The sequence below is a fragment of the Pseudomonas sp. PME37.24/006 genome, assembly GCF_055556635.1.
Genome location: NZ_JBVHNL010000003.1, coordinates 1,094,767 through 1,112,731, shown reverse-complemented (window position 1 = coordinate 1,112,731; position 17,965 = coordinate 1,094,767). Strand labels below are relative to the sequence as shown.

Below are 17,965 nucleotides of genomic sequence, written 5' to 3'. Positions count from 1 at the left end.
CCCCAGATCTCGACAGAGGTCTGGGGTTTCGTCTTTGCGGCGCAGGAAAAAGACCGCTGCAGCAGGTCGAGCGTAGGCGCCGGCGAGCCACGGGCACGAGCATCGCCGGCAAGCCGCCTCCTACAACGATCGATTGCACAGCGAGGCTTGAGCTTTAATGGGCATCCTGGGTGTTGCTGCGCCCGACCCAGGCTACGGGGCAGCGGTACGTGCTGAGCATTGCGGTGAGCTTGTGGTGGAAGGGTGAGGCGTCTTCCACCCTACGGATGCCTTGAGGCGGCTTTGTAGCCTGGGTTAGCCGACCTGAGGTTCACTGGGTCGCTCACATGCTTCTTGCCTACGCACAACGAACGTAGCCCTGTGATGCCCGGGAAATGTTTGCAAGCGGAAATAATCAGCACAACTGTGCGCCGCCGCCGGGGTCTCGTTTAGAATGCTTCGATACTTTCGAGAATTCCATCCATGCCAGAGTTGGCCGAGCAGCAGTCGTTAGCTGAAGTACCTCTGACGGAGCTGGTCGCATGCCATGAATGCGATCTGCTCATGCGTAAGCCGCACATCGGCGATGGTGAGAGCGTTGAATGCCCACGTTGTGGTTATGAGCTCTACAACCATCGGCATCAGGTGGTGCGCCGCAGCCTGGCTTTGGTGCTGGCGGCGCTTCTGCTGTACGTCCCCGCGAATTTCCTGCCGATCATGCACCTCACCCTGTTGGGGCAAACCGCTAATGACACGGTGTGGAGCGGGGTGCTCGGTCTGTATGACAGCGGCATGCAGAGCATTGCCGTGGTGGTGTTCCTGTGCAGCATGGCGGTGCCGCTGCTCAAGCTGCTCTGTCAGCTGTTGGTGCTCCTGAGCATCAGTCTGAAGGTTGGCCGGGGTTACGGGTTGCTGCTCTACCGCATTTATCATCACATGCGCGAATGGGGCATGCTTGAGGTCTACCTGATGGGCATTCTGGTTTCCATCGTCAAACTGGCCGATATCGCAGCCTTGTCTCTGGGCTTCGGTCTGGTCTGTTTCATTGCACTGCTGTTGGTGCAGGTCTGGTTGGAGGTGACTATGTCGCCTCACCAGATCTGGGAAGCCCTGGCGGGGGAGGATATCAGTGCGCGCCATTGATGCCGGGTTGCTGATCTGCCACGAATGCCATCAGATCAATCGCCACGAGCCCGAACTGAAGCGACAGTTCTGTTCGCGCTGTGGCGGACGTGTACATCCACGCCAGCCCAATAGTCTGGTTCGCACCTGGGCGTTGCTGGTGACCGCAGCCATCCTCTACATTCCCGCGAACCTGCTGCCGATCATGACAGTCAACTCCCTCGGCAAAGGGCAGCCGGACACCATCATGTCTGGTGTCATCACGCTGGTAGAAAATGGCATGCTGCCGATCGCTGCGGTGGTATTCATCGCCAGCATCCTGGTGCCTACCTTCAAGCTGGTCGGCATCGGCTTGCTGCTTTATTCGGTGCAGCGTCATCAGCCGATGTCGGCTCGCCAACGAATTTTGATGTACCGCTTCATCGAATGGATCGGGCGCTGGTCGATGCTGGATATCTTCGTCATTGCCATTCTGGTGGCGGTGGTCAGATTCGGCAGTTTGGCGAGCGTCGAGCCAGGGATAGGAGCGGTGGCTTTCGCCAGTGTGGTGATCCTGACCATGCTGGCAGCACTGACCTTCGACCCTCGATTGATTTGGGATAATACGGAATCGGATGACGACCATGAATGATCTGCCCACGGCCAGGACGCGTCCGGCTTCCAACTGGTCTGCGATATGGGTGCTGCCGCTGATTGCTTTGCTGATCGGTGGCTGGCTGGGCTGGCGTGCCTACAGTGAGGCGGGTATCCAGATTCAGGTGGTGTTCGCCAGTGGTGAAGGCATCGAAGCCGGCAAGACCGAGGTGGTCTACAAGGGGATGTCGATCGGTAAGGTATCGAGCCTGACCCTGGATCAGAGCGAGAAGCAGCGCGGAGTGATCGCCACGCTGGAGATGAGTAAGGACGTCGAGTATCAACTGCGTTCCGGTACGCGTTTCTGGCTGGTCAAGCCGAGCGTCAGCCTCGCGGGTATCACTGGACTGGAGACGCTGGTCTCCGGTAACTACATCTCCGTTAGTCCAGGAGCAGGTGAGCCGACCTATGATTTCCAGGCGCTGCCCCAGGCACCTCCGCTCTCTGATGAACAACCCGGCCTGCACCTGATCCTCAAGGCCGAGCGACTTGGCTCGTTGAACCGTGATAGTCCTGTGTTCTACAAGCAGATCCAGGTCGGTCGGGTGAAAAGCTATGAGCTCGCCAATGACCAGACTTCGGTCGATGTGAAAGTATTCATCGAGCCGGCCTATGCCGATCTTGTGCGCAAACATACGCGTTTCTGGAATGCCAGCGGCATCAGCATCGATGCCAATTTCTCGGGGGTGAAGGTTCGTAGCGAATCCCTGGCCAGTATCGTGGCAGGCGGCATCGCTTTTGCGACGCCGGAACATCGCAAGGACAGCCCTCCCACCGATCCTAGCAAACCCTTCCGGCTTTATGAGGACTTCGATGCAGCGCAGGCAGGCATCAAGGCCGTGGTCAAACTGACCGACTTCGAGGGCCTGCAGGCCGGGCGTACGCCTGTGATGTACAAAGGTATTCAGGCCGGTACGTTGAAGAACCTGAAAGTCGATCCAGATTTGAAGAGTGCTACGGCGGAATTGGCCATGGATCCGCTGGCCGAGGATTATCTGGTTGAAGGCAGCCAGTTCTGGGTGGTCAAGCCGTCGATCTCACTGGCAGGCATTACCGGTATTGAGGCGCTGGTCAAAGGTAACTACATCGCCATCCGTCCCGGTGAGCTGGGCGGCGCGCCGCGTCGCGAGTTCGTTGCGCGGGCCAAGGCGCCGCCGCTGGATCTTGGTTCCGAAGGGCTGCACCTGGTGCTGTTCAGCGATACCCTCGGCTCGGTGGACGTAGGCAGCCCGATTCTCTACCGGCAGATGAAAGTGGGTACGGTGCAGAGCTTCCAGTTGTCGCGTGACAACAAGCAGATCGTGCTCGGCGTGCATATCGAGCCTGAATACGCTGGGCTGGTTAATCGAACCACGCGCTTCTGGAATGTCAGCGGCATCACCTTGAAGGGTGGTTTGTCCGGCATCGAGGTCAAGAGCGAATCTTTGCAGACGCTCATATCGGGAGGCATTGCCTTCGAGACCGATGATTTGAAAGCGCCGGCTGAGCCGAAGCGCGTACAGCGCTTCAACCTGTTTGCCGACCAAGAAGCGGCCAGGCAGGAAGGCGATGTAATCAGCATTCGCGTGGAGCGTGGCGACGGCATGTCACCGGGCACTGCCATCCGCTTCAAGGGGCTGGATATCGGCAAGATCGAGCGGGTCGAGCTGACCGACGATCTGCAAGCGGTAAACCTGCACGGGCGCATAACCACTGCTGCTCGGGAAGTGTTGCGGCCTGGATCGCGGTTCTGGGTGGTCAAGCCGGAAGTCAGTTTGAGCGGCGCGCAGAATCTCGACACGCTGATCGGCGGCCAATACATCGAGGTGCTGCCATCGGAGCAGAAGGATGGCCGGCAGAACCAGTTCGTTGCGCTCAAGGGTGCTCCTGAGCAGGTGATCGATGAGCCGGGGCTGCGTCTGGTGTTGAGCGCCGCGAGGCGTGGCTCTCTGAAGGCTGGTGCGCCAGTCACCTATCGCGAGATTCAGGTTGGCAAAGTGACTGGCTATGAGCTGGGAGCAACTGCCGACCGGGTGCTGATCCAGATTCTTATCGAGCCGCGTTATGCCGGGTTGGTGAAAACCGGTAGCCGCTTCTGGAACAGCTCGGGGTTCGGTGTCGATGTCGGCTTGTTCAAGGGCATGACGGTGCGCACCGAGTCTCTGGAGACCCTGGTCGCAGGGGGTGTTGCCTTCGCAACGCCAGATACCGAGAGCAATACCGCCAGGCCTGGTCAGACCTTTGCGTTGTTCGACGAGTATCAGCCGGAGTGGCTGGAGTGGGCGCCGAAAATAGCCTTGCCCAGATAAGCGTCACTGAAAGCAAAAGGCCCGCGTAAAAACGCGGGCCTTTTGCGTTGTGCAGCGCTATCAGGCCGGCTCGGCCGCATCCTGCTCGCTGCTTGCCGGTGCTTCGGTTTGCTCGCGGCGTTTGATGTACTTCCAGTCGGCTTCGTCGATGTAGATGCCGTTCGGCCCGCTGCCACCTTCCAGGTCGATGGCCACGGTGGCCGAGACCTGAGGTTTCACCGAGGCGAGAATCGGCACGAAACCGAGCTGCAGGCTGGTCTCGATCAGCGCCTGCTGGTTGCGCTCGTCGATGTCCGCTGCCTCGTCAAGGTAGTAGGGCAGGCGTACACGGCCGGCCTGATCGCGATCCATCAGGTGCAGCAGCAGGTACATGTTGGTCAGCGCCTTGATGGTCATCGTGGTGCCGTTGGAAGCGGCGCCGTCGATGTCGGTGTGGATCACCGGCTGGCCGTGTACCTTGGTGATTTCGAAGGCCAGCTCGAAGAGATCCTTGAGGCCCAGTTGGTTGCCGTTGGCAGCCACCAGGCGCGACAGGTAGTCCTTGGCTTCTTCGTTCTTCACATCCTGCTCGCTGCTCTGTTGCAGGTCGAATACCGACAGGGTTTCGCCTTCTTCGTACTGACCGGCGCTGTGGATGATCTGATCGATATGGCGCAGGGCATCCTTGTTCGGCGCCAGGACGATGCGGAAGCTCTGCAGGTTGGAAACCTGACGCTTGTTGATCTCACGGTTGAACAGTGCCAACTGGTGCTCGAGGTTGTCGTAGTCGCTGCGGATGTTGCGCAGGGTACGGGCAATGTCGGTCACTGCGGCACGACGTGCCTTGGCCAGGGTCAGGGCCTCGTCCTGGCGGTGGGCGTAGGCGTTGACCAGCAGTTTCAGGCGGCGCTCCATGTCGTCTTCGCTGTCGAACTTGGCGACGCCCTTGAGGCGCACCTGGGCGTATAGCGCCTCGATCTGCCCGTCGCTGCGCTGCAGACCCTGCCAGGTGTCCTGGTAGTCGTTGAGCAGCGGCAGCAGATTGTCCAGTGAGTCGTCGACCGGCTCCATGTACGGGGTGCCGAAGGGCAGGTCGGCGGGCAGCAGCTGGCGACGGCGCAGGGCGTCTTCCAGCGTGCGCTCCTTGGCTTCCAGATCGGCGATCTGACGGCCGATCAGTTGCAGCTTGGCGGACAGTTGCTGGACGCGCTCGGTGAAGGCATCACTGGCGCGCTTGAGTTCGTCCTGGGCGCCTTCCAGCTGGGCGAGTTTTTCCAGCTTGCCGTCTTCCTCGGCAGCTAGCGTCTGGCTGCGACGGAAGTCTTCCAGCGCCTTCTGGGCGTCGAGTACGGCCTGGTACAGCTGCTCGGCCTGGGCCTTGCTGGCGGCGCGGTCGGCTGCCACCGACTGCTGGGTCTTGAGCTGCTTGTATTCGCGGTCGAGGCGATCCTTCTGGTCACGCAGGGCAGCGCGGTCGGCCAGGGCCTGCAGGGCAGGCGGCTCGATATTCGAGAGGTCGATATCCAGACCGGGCACCTGGAAATGCTCGCCCTTGAAGCTGTCGAGAATCGCTTCCAGGGATTTGACCCACACGTCGCCGTCGTCGAGCTGAATGCCTTTCTCGCCGAGCGGCAGGCTGAACAACTGACCGTTGAACAGGCGCATCAGGCGATCGACGTCAGCCTGGGAGAACTCTTCGCGCAGGCGCGAGTAGCTGTTGTTGTCGGCGTGGTCGAGCTGCTGCTTGACCGACTTGAGGCGTTTTTCCAGATCGCGCAGACGTTCGTCCAAGTCTTCGCTGGAGAACTGACGGGACTGAGCCAGAGCGCCGGCCAGTTCGTCGTGGGCATCCTTGGCGGCCAGCAACTGGGCCTCCAGTACCTTGACGTCGTCGACCAGCGCGAAGCGGTTCTTCAGCACCGCCAGCTCACCGAGCCAGCGCTGGATCTCGCTGATCTCGCGCTCCATGCGCATCAGTTCCTGAGTGCCGCCGCGCTGATCGTTCTGCAGGCCGTCCTGCTCGTTGCGGTAGTGCTCGGCCTGGATCACCAGCTCTTCCTTGCGTGCATCGGCGTAGTCGTGCCAGGTGCCGAGCAGCGAGTCGAGCAGCGGCGACAGGCGATGCAGCTTGCCGCGTAGGTGTTCGCGCTGGTTCACGCCGGATGCCAGGGCCTCGATCAGCGGGCCGGCGGTGACCAGCGCCTGGTAGTCCTGCTCCATGCGGCGCACGTCGCGGAAGGCTTCTTCGGTGGCGGCGATGTAGTCGACGCTGCCGGAGCGCAGGCTGTGCTCGAAGGCATCGAGGAACAGCTGCTTGAGCTTGGCGGCGGTGATCTCGCGCATGTGCAGCAGGTTGATGAACAGCGCGCGGAAGGTTTTCAGGCTCTGCTCGCTGGTCGAGCGCAGCGGAATCAGGGTCAGATCCAGCGGGATGCTGGTGTGCCCGCCGACCAAAAGGCGACGCAGCTCGTCGGGCTTGAGCTCATAGGCGGTGATGCCGGCCTGGCCGAGGTTCTTGAACAGCTCGCGCTGACGCAGGCAGGTGCCGCCCTGCTGGTAGTGATCCAGATCCAGCTCGCCCGCATAGGCGAAGAACTGATGGCCGAAGCCGCCACCGGGGCCACGCCCGGCCACGCCGATCACGTGGGGGCCATGGGGCAGGGCGACTTCGACGAGGATGTAGCTGGTGTCGGTGGCGAAGTAGAACTTGCGCGACTGCTCCAGGCTGTACTTGCCGAAACTCATGTCCGACATGCGCGCCAGGATCGGGAACTGCAGGGCGTTGATCGATGCCGACTTACCGAGGTTGTTGGCGCCATACACCGACAGCGGGTTTTCCAGCGGAAACAGGCCGAGGCTGTAGCCAGCGGTGTTCAGCAGGGCGAAGCGGCGGATGCCGTAGCGTTCCTGGGTCATGCGTCTTGCTCCTGTGCAGCGCGCTCTTCGGCCAGGGCACGGGCCATGGCTTCTTCCTCGGATTCTTCGACGGCATCGTCGAGGGTGATGATCGGGTCACCACTGTCATCGTCGATCAGGATCGGGGCCGGCAGCGGCAGGTCGGTGCTGTGCAGGCTGGCGGCCAGGTCTCGGTCGTGCTGCACCGCCAGACAGACATCGAGGAAGCGATGCATCGGCGGCAGGAAGCGGTACACGCCGTTGCTGTCTTCGGCGAAGCCGAGTTGGGTGAGGCGGCGGATGACCTTGTCTTCCAGCTCTTCGTGGGTGGTGACTTCGGCTTGCAGGAACAGGTCGCGGTACTTGTCGAGCAGCGCTGGCAACTCGTCACGGCCAATGGTGCCGCCATCGAGTACGGACAGTGGGTCACGGCCCTGGTCAGCCAGGTGCTCGACCAGAATGAAGGTGAACAGCGCCAGGCGCTGGGCGGTCTTGTTGACCTGCGGCGCGGCCTGTTCCGGGACAAAGTAGTAGAAGCCGCGTGGGTCGCACACCAGCTCGAAGCCCAGGGCGCGGAACAGGGCGCGATATTGATCCTGCATGCTCGACAGCTGGGCGTAGCACTCGGGCTCGCTGCGGGAGATGTGGTAGCCCTTGAACAGGTCGCGGAACGCGGCCGCGAGCTGGGTCATTTCTTTCAGGTCGATATTCATGTGCGGTGCTCGTTGGCAGCTGGAGCCTGGGCTACAGCCGAGAATTCGTGATGGTCGGTGGTGGACAAAGGGCTAGGCACTCGGGCGACCCACCAGGGCATAGGAGCTGATACTGATCTCGTGCTCGCGGGTCAGGTAGACCTGGCGCTCCAGGCGATCGCGCTGGAAGCGGCCTTCGCGCGACAGGCGCGAGAACCAGTAGAGCAGTTCGTCGGTGGCGCCTTCGGGCTCCTGCTCCAGCAGCCAGGTCATCAGATCCGGCAGCGGCAGCGACTGCTCGCAGCGGTCGATCATTTCCCGGGCGGTTTTCGGTGCCCGTGGGCTGTCGCCCTTGCGCTTGCCGCTGGCCTTCGGGAAATGATTGGGCTTGGCCTCGAAGCGAGCCAGGGCATACACATAGGCCTCGACCTGGGACGCGCTGCCGAGGAAGTTGCTCTGCGGGCGGGTGAACATCGGCATCGCTGCCTGCGGCACCGCCTCTATGCCCTTCTTGCGGATCACTGACAGGGCCAGCGCCGCGCCACGGGTCACGGCGTTGTGCCGGCGTGCTTCCTCGCGTAGCGGCAGCAGCAGCTCGCGGGCCTTGCGCAGGGTCAACTGGGCGGTGGTCTGCATTTCCAGGATACGGGCGTGGGTGCGCAGCAGCAGGTCATCATCGACCAGTTGGCCGAGGCGCTGCTGTTCGCCGAGCAGCTTGAGCAGCACCTGCTCGACGCGGCGCACACCCTGCTCGAAGGCGCCGTCGGCGGCGACCAGCTGGATCATCGGTTCGACATACTCGTCCCAGGTAGCCAGCACTTCGGCGTAGCGCTGGCGCAGCGGGATCTGCCGGTCGCTGGTCTTGGCCCGTTCGGCCACGCCTACCAGTGCCTGCTCATCGTTGCCGAGCTTCTTCAGGACGTCGCGAACGCGCATGTCGAGCAGGCGCAACTGACGGGCCAGGTCGTTGCCGTCACGTATCTCGAAGGCATCCTGGATATAGCCCGCCAGGCGTTCGAGATGGCGCAGGTAGGCTTCGATTTCCAGGCACAGACCGAGGCGATGCTCACGACGCAGGTAGGCGAGAAAGTCGTGAATCTGCGCGTTGAGCTCGAAGCGGTTGGGGCTCTTGGCCACCGGCACCAGGATGTCCAGGCGGATCCACTGGTCGAGCAGCGCGGTGACGTCCACCGCGGTACTTTGCGGCGGTAACTGCGCGGTGAGCTGCTTGCGCAGATCTACCAGGCTCAGGGTGCCGCTGTCGAAGCTTTCGCAGAGTGGTTCGAGCAGCGCCCAGTGCTCGGCAAGGGCGCGCAATACGCGTTTGGGATCGATCATCGCGGGGCTGTCGCTCGATTTCGAAAAAACGCCGATTGTACGGGAAAGCGGCACGTCGCTGCATTGTCACGCGGCCGTCATCGCCGGTGGGCATGCTCGGCGGCGAATCGACTGAACGGCGCTGCTTCGGTCGCGGCCTGAAATATCCGTAAATGGACAAAATATGCCCAGTGGCCTTTCGATCTGCAGCGGTTGTCGGCACAATTCGCGTCCGCTTTTTTCAGGAGGCTGGCGGGCTCCTGTTGGCCGACCTTTATTACGGACTGCGCAATGATCAAAACGCCGTACTACCTCATCGACAAACAGAAGCTGCTGGGCAACATGGAGAAGATCGCCTACGTGCGCGAACACTCCGGGGCCAAGGCGCTGCTGGCACTCAAATGCTTTGCCACTTGGTCGGTGTTCGACCTGATGCAGCAGTACATGGACGGCACCACATCGAGCTCGCTCTACGAGCTCAAACTCGGCCGCCAGAAGTTCGCCGGCGAGACCCATGCCTACAGCGTGGCCTGGGCCGATGACGAGATCGAGGAGATGTTGGCGAACTGCGACAAGATCATCTTCAACTCCATCGGCCAACTCGAGCGTTTCGCCGAGGCGTCCGCGGGCAAAGTGCGCGGCTTGCGCGTGAATCCGCAGGTGAGCAGCTCGGATTATTTGCTGGCCGACCCGGCGCGTCCGTTCAGCCGCCTGGGCGAGTGGGATCCGGAAAAGATCGAAGCGGTGATCGATCAGATCTCCGGCTTCATGTTTCACAACAACTGCGAAAACGGCGATTTCGGCCTGTTCGATGGGATGCTCAGCCATATCGAAACGCGCTTCGGCCATCTGCTGCACAAGGTCGAGTGGGTCAGCCTCGGTGGCGGCATTCACTTTACCGGCGAAGGTTATGCGCTGGACGCCTTCTGCGCGCGCCTCAAGGCGTTCTCCGAGAAGTACGCTGTGCAGGTTTATCTGGAGCCAGGCGAGGCGGCGATCACCAACAGCGCTTCCTTGGAAGTCACCGTGCTCGACACCCTGTACAACGGCAAGCACCTAGCGGTGGTCGACAGCTCCATCGAGGCTCACCTGCTCGACCTGCTCATCTACCGTCTCAACGCCAAGCTGGCGCCGAGCGACGGTGAACACACCTATATGGTGTGCGGTAAATCCTGCCTGGCCGGTGACATTTTCGGGGAGTATCAATTCGCCGCGCCGCTGGCCATCGGCGATCGCCTGTCGTTCGTCGATACGGCGGGTTACACCATGGTCAAGAAGAACTGGTTCAACGGCCTGAAGATGCCGTCCATCGTGGTCAAGCAGCTCGACGGTAGTGTCGAGGTGGTTCGCGAGTTCGGTTTCGACGATTACCTGTCCAGCCTTTCGTAACAGCCGGAGTGTGGACGTAGGGTGGCCCGGGGCGCGTAGCCAACGCTTCTTTTGTCCGCCGTATTTGGTGGACGGATGAAGCGACGCCCACCCTACAAGTCACGCGTAGTGATACCGCAGCGTGCGGGTAGGGTGGGCTTCAGCCCACCAGATCGAATGGCTTTCAGCGCCGTGCTCAGGCGTGAGCGGGTGAGTTGGCTTGTGATAGCGCAGTAACTTTCTCAACACATGCAGTATCTGGAGGTGAAACAATTGAAGCAGAACGTCCTTATCATTGGTGCAGGAGGTGTCGCCAAGGTGGTGGCCCACAAGTGCGCGCAGCACAACGACGAACTCGGTCGTATTGCCATCGCGTCACGGAACATCTCCAAATGCCAGGCCATCATCGACAGCGTCAAGGCCAAGGGTAGCCTCAAGGTGCCCGCCGACATCCAGGCCTTCTCGCTCAATGCTCTGGATATCGAGGCGACCAAGACGCTGATCCGCGAGACCGAATCGCAGATTGTCATCAACGTCGGTTCCGCCTTCCTCAACATGTCGGTGCTGCGTGCCTGCATCGATACCGGCGTGGCCTATCTGGACACCGCCATTCACGAAGAACCGGGCAAAATCTGCGAAACGCCGCCCTGGTACGGCAACTACGAGTGGAAACACCTCGAGGAATGCCAGCAGAAGAACGTCACCGCCATTCTCGGCGTGGGCTTCGATCCGGGTGTGGTCAATGCCTATGCGGCGCTGGCCCAGCAAGCGCATTTCGACCGCATTGATTCGATCGACATCCTCGACGTTAATGCCGGCTCCCACGGCAAATATTTCGCCACCAATTTCGACCCGGAAATCAATTTCCGTGAGTTCACCGGTCAGGTCTACAGCTGGCAGAACAGCCAGTGGACGACCAACACCATGTTCGAGGTCAAGCGTACTGATGATCTGCCCTTTGTCGGCGAGCAGAACCTGTACCTGACCGGTCACGATGAAGTGCACTCGATCTCCAAGAACCTCAACGTGCCCAACGTGCGTTTCTGGATGAGTTTCGGCGAGCACTACATCAACGTGTTCACCGTGCTGAAGAACCTTGGCCTGCTCTCCGAGCAGCCGGTAACCACAGCAGAAGGTCTGCAAGTCGTGCCGCTGAAAGTGGTCAAGGCCGTGCTGCCTGATCCCGCCTCGCTGGCGCCGGGCTACACCGGCAAGACCTGCATCGGTGATCTGGTCAAAGGCACCAAGAATGGCCAGCCGCGCGAAGTGTTCATCTACAACGTGGCCGACCACGAAGAAGCCTACGCCGAGACCGACAGCCAGGGTATTTCCTACACCGCAGGCGTACCACCCGTAGCCGCTGCGCTGCTGGTCGCCCGTGGTGAGTGGGACGTGCAGCGCATGGTCAACGTCGAGGAGCTGCCGGCCGAGCCGTTCCTCAAACTCCTCGATGTGATGGGGCTGCCCACCCGCATCAAGGATGAGCACGGCGACCGTCCTTGGGATCAGGCGCTCTGAGCCCCCTCGGTTGAACGAAAAAGGATCGCCTCGGCGATCCTTTTTCGTTTCTTGGCGGTTGCTTAAACGCTGAAGCGGTTCACCAGGCGGCTGAGGTCTGCAGCCAGTCGGGACAGCTCGTGGCTGGATGCGCTGGTCTGGTGGGCGCCGGTTGCGGACTGTACCGACAGGTCGCGAATGTTCACCAGGTTACGGTCGACTTCGCGGGCCACCTGGGCCTGCTCTTCTGCCGCGCTGGCGATCACCAGGTTGCGCTCGTACATTTCACCGATCCCGGCGGTGATCTCTTCCAGCGCCGTGCCTGCGCTCTGCGCCAGTTCGCGGGTCTCGCGGGCTCTGCTGCTGCTCGATTGCATGGACGTCAGCGCCTGGCTGGCGCCGGTACGCATACTGGAGACCATCTGCTCGATCTCCTGGGTGGAGTTCTGCGTGCGATGGGCCAGCGCCCGCACTTCATCGGCCACCACCGCAAAACCGCGGCCGGATTCGCCAGCACGCGCCGCTTCGATGGCCGCGTTGAGCGCCAGCAGGTTGGTCTGTTCGGCGATGGCACGGATCACGTCCAGCACCTTGCCGATTTCCTGGGATTGCTCTGCGACACGCTGCACCAGCGTCGAGGTACTTTCTACTTCGCCAAACAGGCCACTGATGGCGGTAATGGTTTCCGAGACCCGCGTTTGCCCGACCTGGGCGGACTGGTTGGAAGCCTTCGAGGCCTCCGAGGTCGACACCGCATTGCGCGCCACTTCATCCACTGCTGCGCTCATTTCATTGACGGCAGTGGCGGCTTGCTCGATCTCGTCGTTCTGCTGCTGCAGCCCGCGGCCGGCTTCTTCGGTCACCATGTTGAGCTCTTCGGCAGCCGCGGCCAGTTGAGTCGAGGAGCCGGAAATCTCCGCCAGGGTTTCGCGCAGGCGCTGCTGCATCTGCGCCAATGAGGTCTGCAACTGGCTGACTTCGTCGCGGCCATCGACCTCGATGCGTTTGGTCAGGTCGCCATCGGCTACGTGCTGCGCGGCCTGCACAGCATTCTTCAGCGGGCCGACGATGCTGCGGGTCAGCAACCAGGCCAGCAGTACGGTGACCAGCGCGGCAAGCACGATTACGGCGATGACCACCAGGCGCGACTGGGCATATTCATCCGCCGAGACCTTGCCTTCCTGTTCGATGCCTTTGCCGTAGATTTCGCCCAGTTCGGCAAGTTGTGCGCCGGTGCCATCGACCACGGGCTTCATGTCCACCAGCAGTAGCTTGTTCAGCGCTTGCCGATCACCACTGCGCGCCAGTACGAACGACTCGGCCATTCCACGCTGATACGCCGCGAAGTCCTTGCGAAACTGGTCATAGATGCGCTGCTCGTCCGGTGTATCGACGAAGGGCTCGAAGTCCTGAATGTTCTGCATGAGAACCTTGTTGCGCGCCTCGTACTGACCCACATAGGTGTCGATGTTTTTGGGATCGGGGTCGAGCGCTACACGCAGGGAAATCGTACGGATGCGCAGCATGTTCTCGCGGATGGTGTCGACGTTGCGGATGCTGGGCACCCAGTCGGTTTCGATGGCAGTGGCTCGTTCGCGGATGCTCGACATGGTGAGCAGCGAGAAAATGCCTAGAAAGGCCACCATCAGTGCGATCAAACCAAATCCAAAGGCAGCTCGGGGAGCAATGTTCCAGTTGCGTAATAGCATGACGGCCTCGTTAGCTCGGGCAGGTATTGTTGTAATGTGAGCAATATATCGGCTGCTGGCTATCAGGCTTGAACGGCAGATAGAGGGCTTTGGATACGCGTTCTTTGCTTGAATTTTAGACACTTGCAGTTGCAATTGGGCGGTCGTACGATGACCGATCACAATAACCATAACAATAAGGTGTTCGACTATGTTCAAGCCGCTCGTACTCGCTGCCGCTCTTGCTTCGTCCATGACGTTGCAGGCGCATGCAGCAGATACCTTTGCCTATATTTCCAGCCCCAACGACGGGCTGATTTCCCAGTACCGGCTGGACGAAAGTAACGGTGCCATCACCCTGGTCGAGCAGACCAAGGCGGGCGATAAGGTCAATCCCATGGCGCTTTCGCCAGACGGCAAGACGCTCTTCGCCGCGCAACGCGTCGCGCCGTTCACCGTGCTGGTCTACAACATCGACGCCAAAACCGGGCACCTGGAAAAGCGCAGTCAGGCGCCATTGGCCGACAGCCTCGCGTACATATCGACTGACCGCAGCGGCCGTTTTCTGATGGGCGCTTCCTATGGCGGTGCAGTGCTCACCGTTCAAACCATTGATGCCGAGCAGCGTGTTTCTGACAAGGCCGAGGTCTACAAAACCGGCCCGTTCGCACACTCGATCCGCAGCGATATCAGTGACCGTTTCGTCTACGCCGGTAATCTGGGCGCCGACAAGGTGCTGCAGTTCAGCCAGGACAAGAAAACCGGCGCGCTGACCCCCATCGGTGATGGCTTTGCCAGCACCGCCGCCAAAACCGGCCCACGGCACATCGCGTTCTCGCCCAATGGCAAATACCTGTATGTGGTGGGTGAGCTCAGCGGTACGGTCACCGGTTTTGCCATCGACCCCACGAGCGGTGCGTTGAAAGAAGTCAGCCACGCCAACGGGATTCCCGAAAGCCTGGGGCTTGCTCACGGCGAAGCCCGCAGCGCCGCCAACAATGACCTCAAGGATGACCCTACGCCGCGTATTTGGGCCGCCGATATTCGCCTGTCGCCAGACGGCACATTGCTGTACATCACCGAGCGCACCACCAGCTCGGTATCGGCCTTCAAGGTCGACACAGAGAGTGGCAGCCTGAGCTTCGTCGGCAACTACCCGGTCAAGGAAAAACAGCCGCGCAACATCGCCTTCTTCCCCGGCGGCAAGTGGCTGCTGGTAACCGGTGAGAAAAGCCAGACGATCGGCAGCTACGCCATCGGCGAAAAGGGTAGCCTCAAGCGGGTCAGCGAGGCGGCATCTGGTGATGGCGCGCTGTGGATCGAGATCCTGCAGCCCAAGCCCTGATCGGTTTTCAGGCCCACAAAAAAGGATCGCCGCGGCGATCCTTTTTGTTGCTGTACGCAGAGCTGATGCGCTTTGTGGGCTGCAAGCTATCTCGACTATACCGTCACAACGCCCAGTAGTACCGCCGAAGCCAGCATGATCAAGCTGATGCCCCAGGCCCATAGCACGGTGTAGCGGATGTGCTTGTACAGCTCGACGCCTGCCAGGCCAATGGCCAGGTAGACGCTCGGCACCACGGGGCTGATGCCGAAGCCGGTGTTTTCGCCGATCAGCATGGCATTGGCCACGGCGGCCGGGTCAACACCTGCCGCTACGGCGACATCGCGGATGACAGGCAGCAGTGCGAAGTAGTAGGCGTCTGGCGAGAACAACATACCCAGTGGCACGCCGAAAGCACCGATGATCACATGCAGCCAGTTGCCCGAGCCTTCGGGCAGGATGTTGATCATCCAGTGTGCCATGCCGTCGGACATGCCGGCGCCGGCCAGTACGCCCAGCAATATGCCCGCAGCGAGCATCACCAGGGCCATTTGCATGGCGTCGCTGGCGTGACGTAGCACCGCGTTGTTCTGTTCTGCCAGGCTTGAGTAGTTGATGACCAGTGCAATGCCCAGGCCGACCATGAAGCAGGCGAAGAGCGGAAACGCCCCGGTGAACAGGCAGACAAGGATGATCAGCGTTAGCGCCAGATTGGCCCAGTAGCGCCAGTCGCGTGGGCTGAGCCGGTGCGCAGTATCCGCTGCCGGCGTTTGGTCAGCAGTGTAATGGCCTGCCACGCCACCGTTACTGGCGAGGTTGCGCTGGGCGCGTAAACCGAGGAATACCGCCAGGCTCATGACCAATGCCAGACCGATCACCTGGATCGGGATCAGGGATATCCACAGTTGCGAGGCATCAATGCCGGTCACCGCCGACGCGCGTGCGGTGGTGCCGCCCCAGGGCACCATGTTCATCACGCCGGCGCTGAGCACCACCAGGCACAGCAGCATCTCGCGACTCATACCCAGGCGCAGGTACAGCGGCAGCAGGGCGGGGATGACCAGCAGAAAGGTCGCCGCGCCGATGCCGTCCAGGTGCGTGACGGCAGTCACTGCCACGGTGACGATCGCCACCGCCAGTGGTCTGCCCTTGGTGCTTTTGAGCAGGAAGGTCACCAGCGGAGCGAACAGGCCTCGTTCGCGCATGACGCCGAAATACAGGATGGCGAAGATGAACAACGTGGCCGTTGGCGCGACCGCCTTCAGACCTTCGGTGATGAATTTGCCGATCTCACCGAGGCCGAAGCCAGCCATGACGCAGGCGATGACAGGCAACGTGACGAACGCCACCAGTGGCGTAACGCGCCGCATCAGGATCAGGGCGACGATGGCGAACATCAAGGTGAAGCCGAGGGCGGTGATCATGTCGATCTCTCCGATTTTATTATTGTTGGAGTCGTGAGGCTGATAGCGCTGGCGTTATCAGGGAGCGGGCAGCCTCAGGTCGAGCAGCCTGTAGCTGAGGCTCTTACCGTGGCGGTCGATGCCGGGGCTGGCATTGACGCCACCTTCCAGGGCGTTTTCCACCACGAAGTTGAGGCCGCCCAGGTTTGGCAATTCATAACGGCGCACGCTGCCGATCTGGCGGTGGGCCAGGCAGCTTGCAACGCGTTCCGTGGTCAGTTCGGCCGCCAACCAGGCGTAATGCGCCGGGTCATAGGCGAACACCGCCACGCTGAGCATGTTGCCCTTGTCGCCTGCGCGGGCATGGGCGTAGTCGCATAGCAATACGTCGTCGCTCATCAGAACCACTCCACCTGTTGCTGCACCGCGGTGCGTGGGATCAGGAAGCTCGCCGTGCCCAGGGATTCACTCAGGTGCCGGCGCACACCACCACCGCCTGCGGGGCCGTTGGTATAGAGCGACTCGGCGTCGAGCAGGAGGTTTTCCAGCAGTGCCTTGTCGTGGTCGACGAAGCTGATGCGCAGGCGCACATCCTGCGGATCCCGTGCTTCGGCCAGGCGCTGCTGCAGCCACTCGCCCCGGGCATCGTTGAACAGGCTGGCGACGCCGATCAGATCGATCCACGGCGTGAGCCGCGGCGCGAGGCGCGCGCAGCGTTGTAGCAGAACGTCCCGGGCCAGTGCGGCGCGGGCGAGGGCACCGGGCCCTGCATAAGAGATTTCCGCCTCGGCGAACCAGTTGCCGCGCAGACCGATCAGCCCTTTGAGTTCGGCTGGGCGTGGATGACCGCGCACGCCTTCTACCTGCACACAATCAGGGCCGACCTGGCGGACTCGTGCCTGGCTCAGGTCGAGGGTCACGTCCGGGGTCAGGTAGGCGGCGGGGTCATGAACTTCGTAGAGCAGTTGCTCCTTGACCGTGCGCTCGGTGACGCAGCCACCGGTGCCGGCGGCTTTGCCGATGGTCACGCGGCCATCGGCCTGGATGCTGGCGATCGGGCAACCGACGTTGGCCAGATCCGGCACGTCCTTGAGGCCCGGATGGGCGAAATAGCCACCGCTGACCTGGGTGCAGCATTCGAGTAAATGGCCAACCGCGGTGGCCAGGGCGATGCGATCCCAATCCTCGGCCTGCCAGCCGAAGGCATGGCGGAGCGGGCCAACCGCCAGGCTGGGGTCGGCCACGCGACCGCAGAGAACGATATCGGCCCCCTCGTCCAGTGCCTGAACGATGCCATCGGCACCGGTGTAGACGTTGACCGACACCACCTCGCCGTCGAGCGTCTCCGGCAGCCAGCGTTGCAGCGCTTCACCCGAGTCGAGCAGATCGTCACCCAGTACGCAGGCAATTCGCGCCGCTGCGAATCGGCCGTCTTGCAGTTGCTTGCGCAAGCGCCGGGCGGCGGCGCTGGGATTGGCTGCGCCGCCATTGGTGATGATCGGGATGCCGGCATCCAGGCAGATCTCCAGCACCGGCCCTAGGAAGTCGAACAGCCGGGTGGCGTAGCCGCTTTCAGCGTCGGCCAGGCGACGCAGCTGCGCTTCGGCCAGGGTACGTTCGGCGAGCAGTTCGAAGAACAGGAAGCGGCGGCCGTCGCGCGTGGCCAGATCGCTGGCCAGCGCCAGGGCGGCATCGGGCCGATCATTGGCGAAACCTGCCCCACAACCGATATGGACTGTTGTCATCATTATTGATCCAGGTCGATGGTCTGCTGGCAGCG

General features: G+C 61.6%; 13 protein-coding genes. 6 read left to right on the top strand and 7 right to left on the bottom strand.

All coding sequences use genetic code 11. The features are described from left to right. The first annotated feature begins 462 nt into the window (after nucleotides 1-462). Genes ACZ3GY_RS16145 through ACZ3GY_RS16135 form a run of 3 tightly spaced genes read left to right on the top strand, consistent with a single transcriptional unit; the run spans nucleotide 463 to nucleotide 4,022 of the window. Nucleotides 463-1,122 carry a paraquat-inducible protein A gene (locus ACZ3GY_RS16145; protein WP_463562223.1) on the top strand — a complete coding sequence of 220 codons (660 nt, stop codon included), beginning with the start codon at nucleotides 463-465 and terminating at the stop codon, nucleotides 1,120-1,122. Beyond that, nucleotides 1,109-1,732: a paraquat-inducible protein A gene (locus tag ACZ3GY_RS16140; RefSeq protein ID WP_463562222.1), complete on the top strand. Its 624-nt coding sequence runs from the start codon at nucleotides 1,109-1,111 to the stop codon at nucleotides 1,730-1,732. Before ACZ3GY_RS16145 ends, ACZ3GY_RS16140 begins: the two co-directional genes overlap by 14 nt. Beyond that, nucleotides 1,725-4,022, top strand: a complete 2,298-nt coding sequence (locus tag ACZ3GY_RS16135; protein ID WP_465911008.1) for a PqiB family protein — start codon at nucleotides 1,725-1,727, stop codon at nucleotides 4,020-4,022. The genes ACZ3GY_RS16140 and ACZ3GY_RS16135 overlap by 8 nt, the downstream gene beginning before the upstream one ends. 60 nt (nucleotides 4,023-4,082) lie before the next feature. Here the strand turns inward: ACZ3GY_RS16135 and mksF are convergent, their stop codons facing one another. The 3 genes from mksF to mksB form a co-directional block, all read right to left on the bottom strand. Further along, nucleotides 4,083-6,917, bottom strand: coding sequence for an Mks condensin complex protein MksF (gene mksF / locus ACZ3GY_RS16130; RefSeq protein ID WP_465911007.1), 2,835 nt, complete (start codon nucleotides 6,915-6,917; stop codon nucleotides 4,083-4,085). Further along, nucleotides 6,914-7,609, bottom strand: coding sequence for an Mks condensin complex protein MksE (gene mksE / locus ACZ3GY_RS16125; protein ID WP_465911006.1), 696 nt, complete (start codon nucleotides 7,607-7,609; stop codon nucleotides 6,914-6,916). Before mksE ends, mksF begins: the two co-directional genes overlap by 4 nt. A 72-nt stretch (nucleotides 7,610-7,681) precedes the next feature. Then, a complete protein-coding gene (gene mksB / locus ACZ3GY_RS16120; RefSeq protein WP_225838559.1) occupies nucleotides 7,682-8,926 on the bottom strand; it encodes an Mks condensin complex protein MksB in 1,245 nt (414 codons plus the stop codon). 270 nt (nucleotides 8,927-9,196) lie between these two features. Between mksB and ACZ3GY_RS16115 the strand changes: the two genes are divergently transcribed. Then, a complete protein-coding gene (locus tag ACZ3GY_RS16115) occupies nucleotides 9,197-10,294 on the top strand; it encodes a carboxynorspermidine decarboxylase (RefSeq protein WP_465911005.1) in 1,098 nt (365 codons plus the stop codon). Nucleotides 10,295-10,546: 252 nt separating this feature from the next. Next, on the top strand, nucleotides 10,547-11,791 hold the full coding sequence (locus tag ACZ3GY_RS16110; RefSeq protein WP_465911004.1) for a saccharopine dehydrogenase family protein: 1,245 nt from the start codon (nucleotides 10,547-10,549) through the stop codon (nucleotides 11,789-11,791). Between the two features lie 62 nt (nucleotides 11,792-11,853). Here the strand turns inward: ACZ3GY_RS16110 and ACZ3GY_RS16105 are convergent, their stop codons facing one another. After that, nucleotides 11,854-13,479: a HAMP domain-containing methyl-accepting chemotaxis protein gene (locus tag ACZ3GY_RS16105; RefSeq protein WP_465911002.1), complete on the bottom strand. Its 1,626-nt coding sequence runs from the start codon at nucleotides 13,477-13,479 to the stop codon at nucleotides 11,854-11,856. Nucleotides 13,480-13,669: 190 nt separating this feature from the next. On the opposite strand from ACZ3GY_RS16105, the gene ACZ3GY_RS16100 reads away from it, so the two are divergent. After that, nucleotides 13,670-14,803 carry a lactonase family protein gene (locus ACZ3GY_RS16100; RefSeq protein WP_465911000.1) on the top strand — a complete coding sequence of 378 codons (1,134 nt, stop codon included), beginning with the start codon at nucleotides 13,670-13,672 and terminating at the stop codon, nucleotides 14,801-14,803. A gap of 95 nt (nucleotides 14,804-14,898) precedes the next feature. Here the strand turns inward: ACZ3GY_RS16100 and ACZ3GY_RS16095 are convergent, their stop codons facing one another. From ACZ3GY_RS16095 to ACZ3GY_RS16085, 3 genes are read right to left on the bottom strand one after another with little or no spacing between them, the layout of a single operon-like run. Continuing rightward, nucleotides 14,899-16,206: a CitMHS family transporter gene (locus ACZ3GY_RS16095; RefSeq protein WP_463562214.1), complete on the bottom strand. Its 1,308-nt coding sequence runs from the start codon at nucleotides 16,204-16,206 to the stop codon at nucleotides 14,899-14,901. Nucleotides 16,207-16,263: 57 nt separating this feature from the next. Beyond that, nucleotides 16,264-16,584, bottom strand: a complete 321-nt coding sequence (locus tag ACZ3GY_RS16090) for an AtuA-related protein (protein WP_465910998.1) — start codon at nucleotides 16,582-16,584, stop codon at nucleotides 16,264-16,266. Continuing rightward, on the bottom strand, nucleotides 16,584-17,933 hold the full coding sequence (locus ACZ3GY_RS16085) for an acyclic terpene utilization AtuA family protein (RefSeq protein WP_465910997.1): 1,350 nt from the start codon (nucleotides 17,931-17,933) through the stop codon (nucleotides 16,584-16,586). Before ACZ3GY_RS16085 ends, ACZ3GY_RS16090 begins: the two co-directional genes overlap by 1 nt. Between the last annotated feature and the right edge of the window lie 32 nt (nucleotides 17,934-17,965).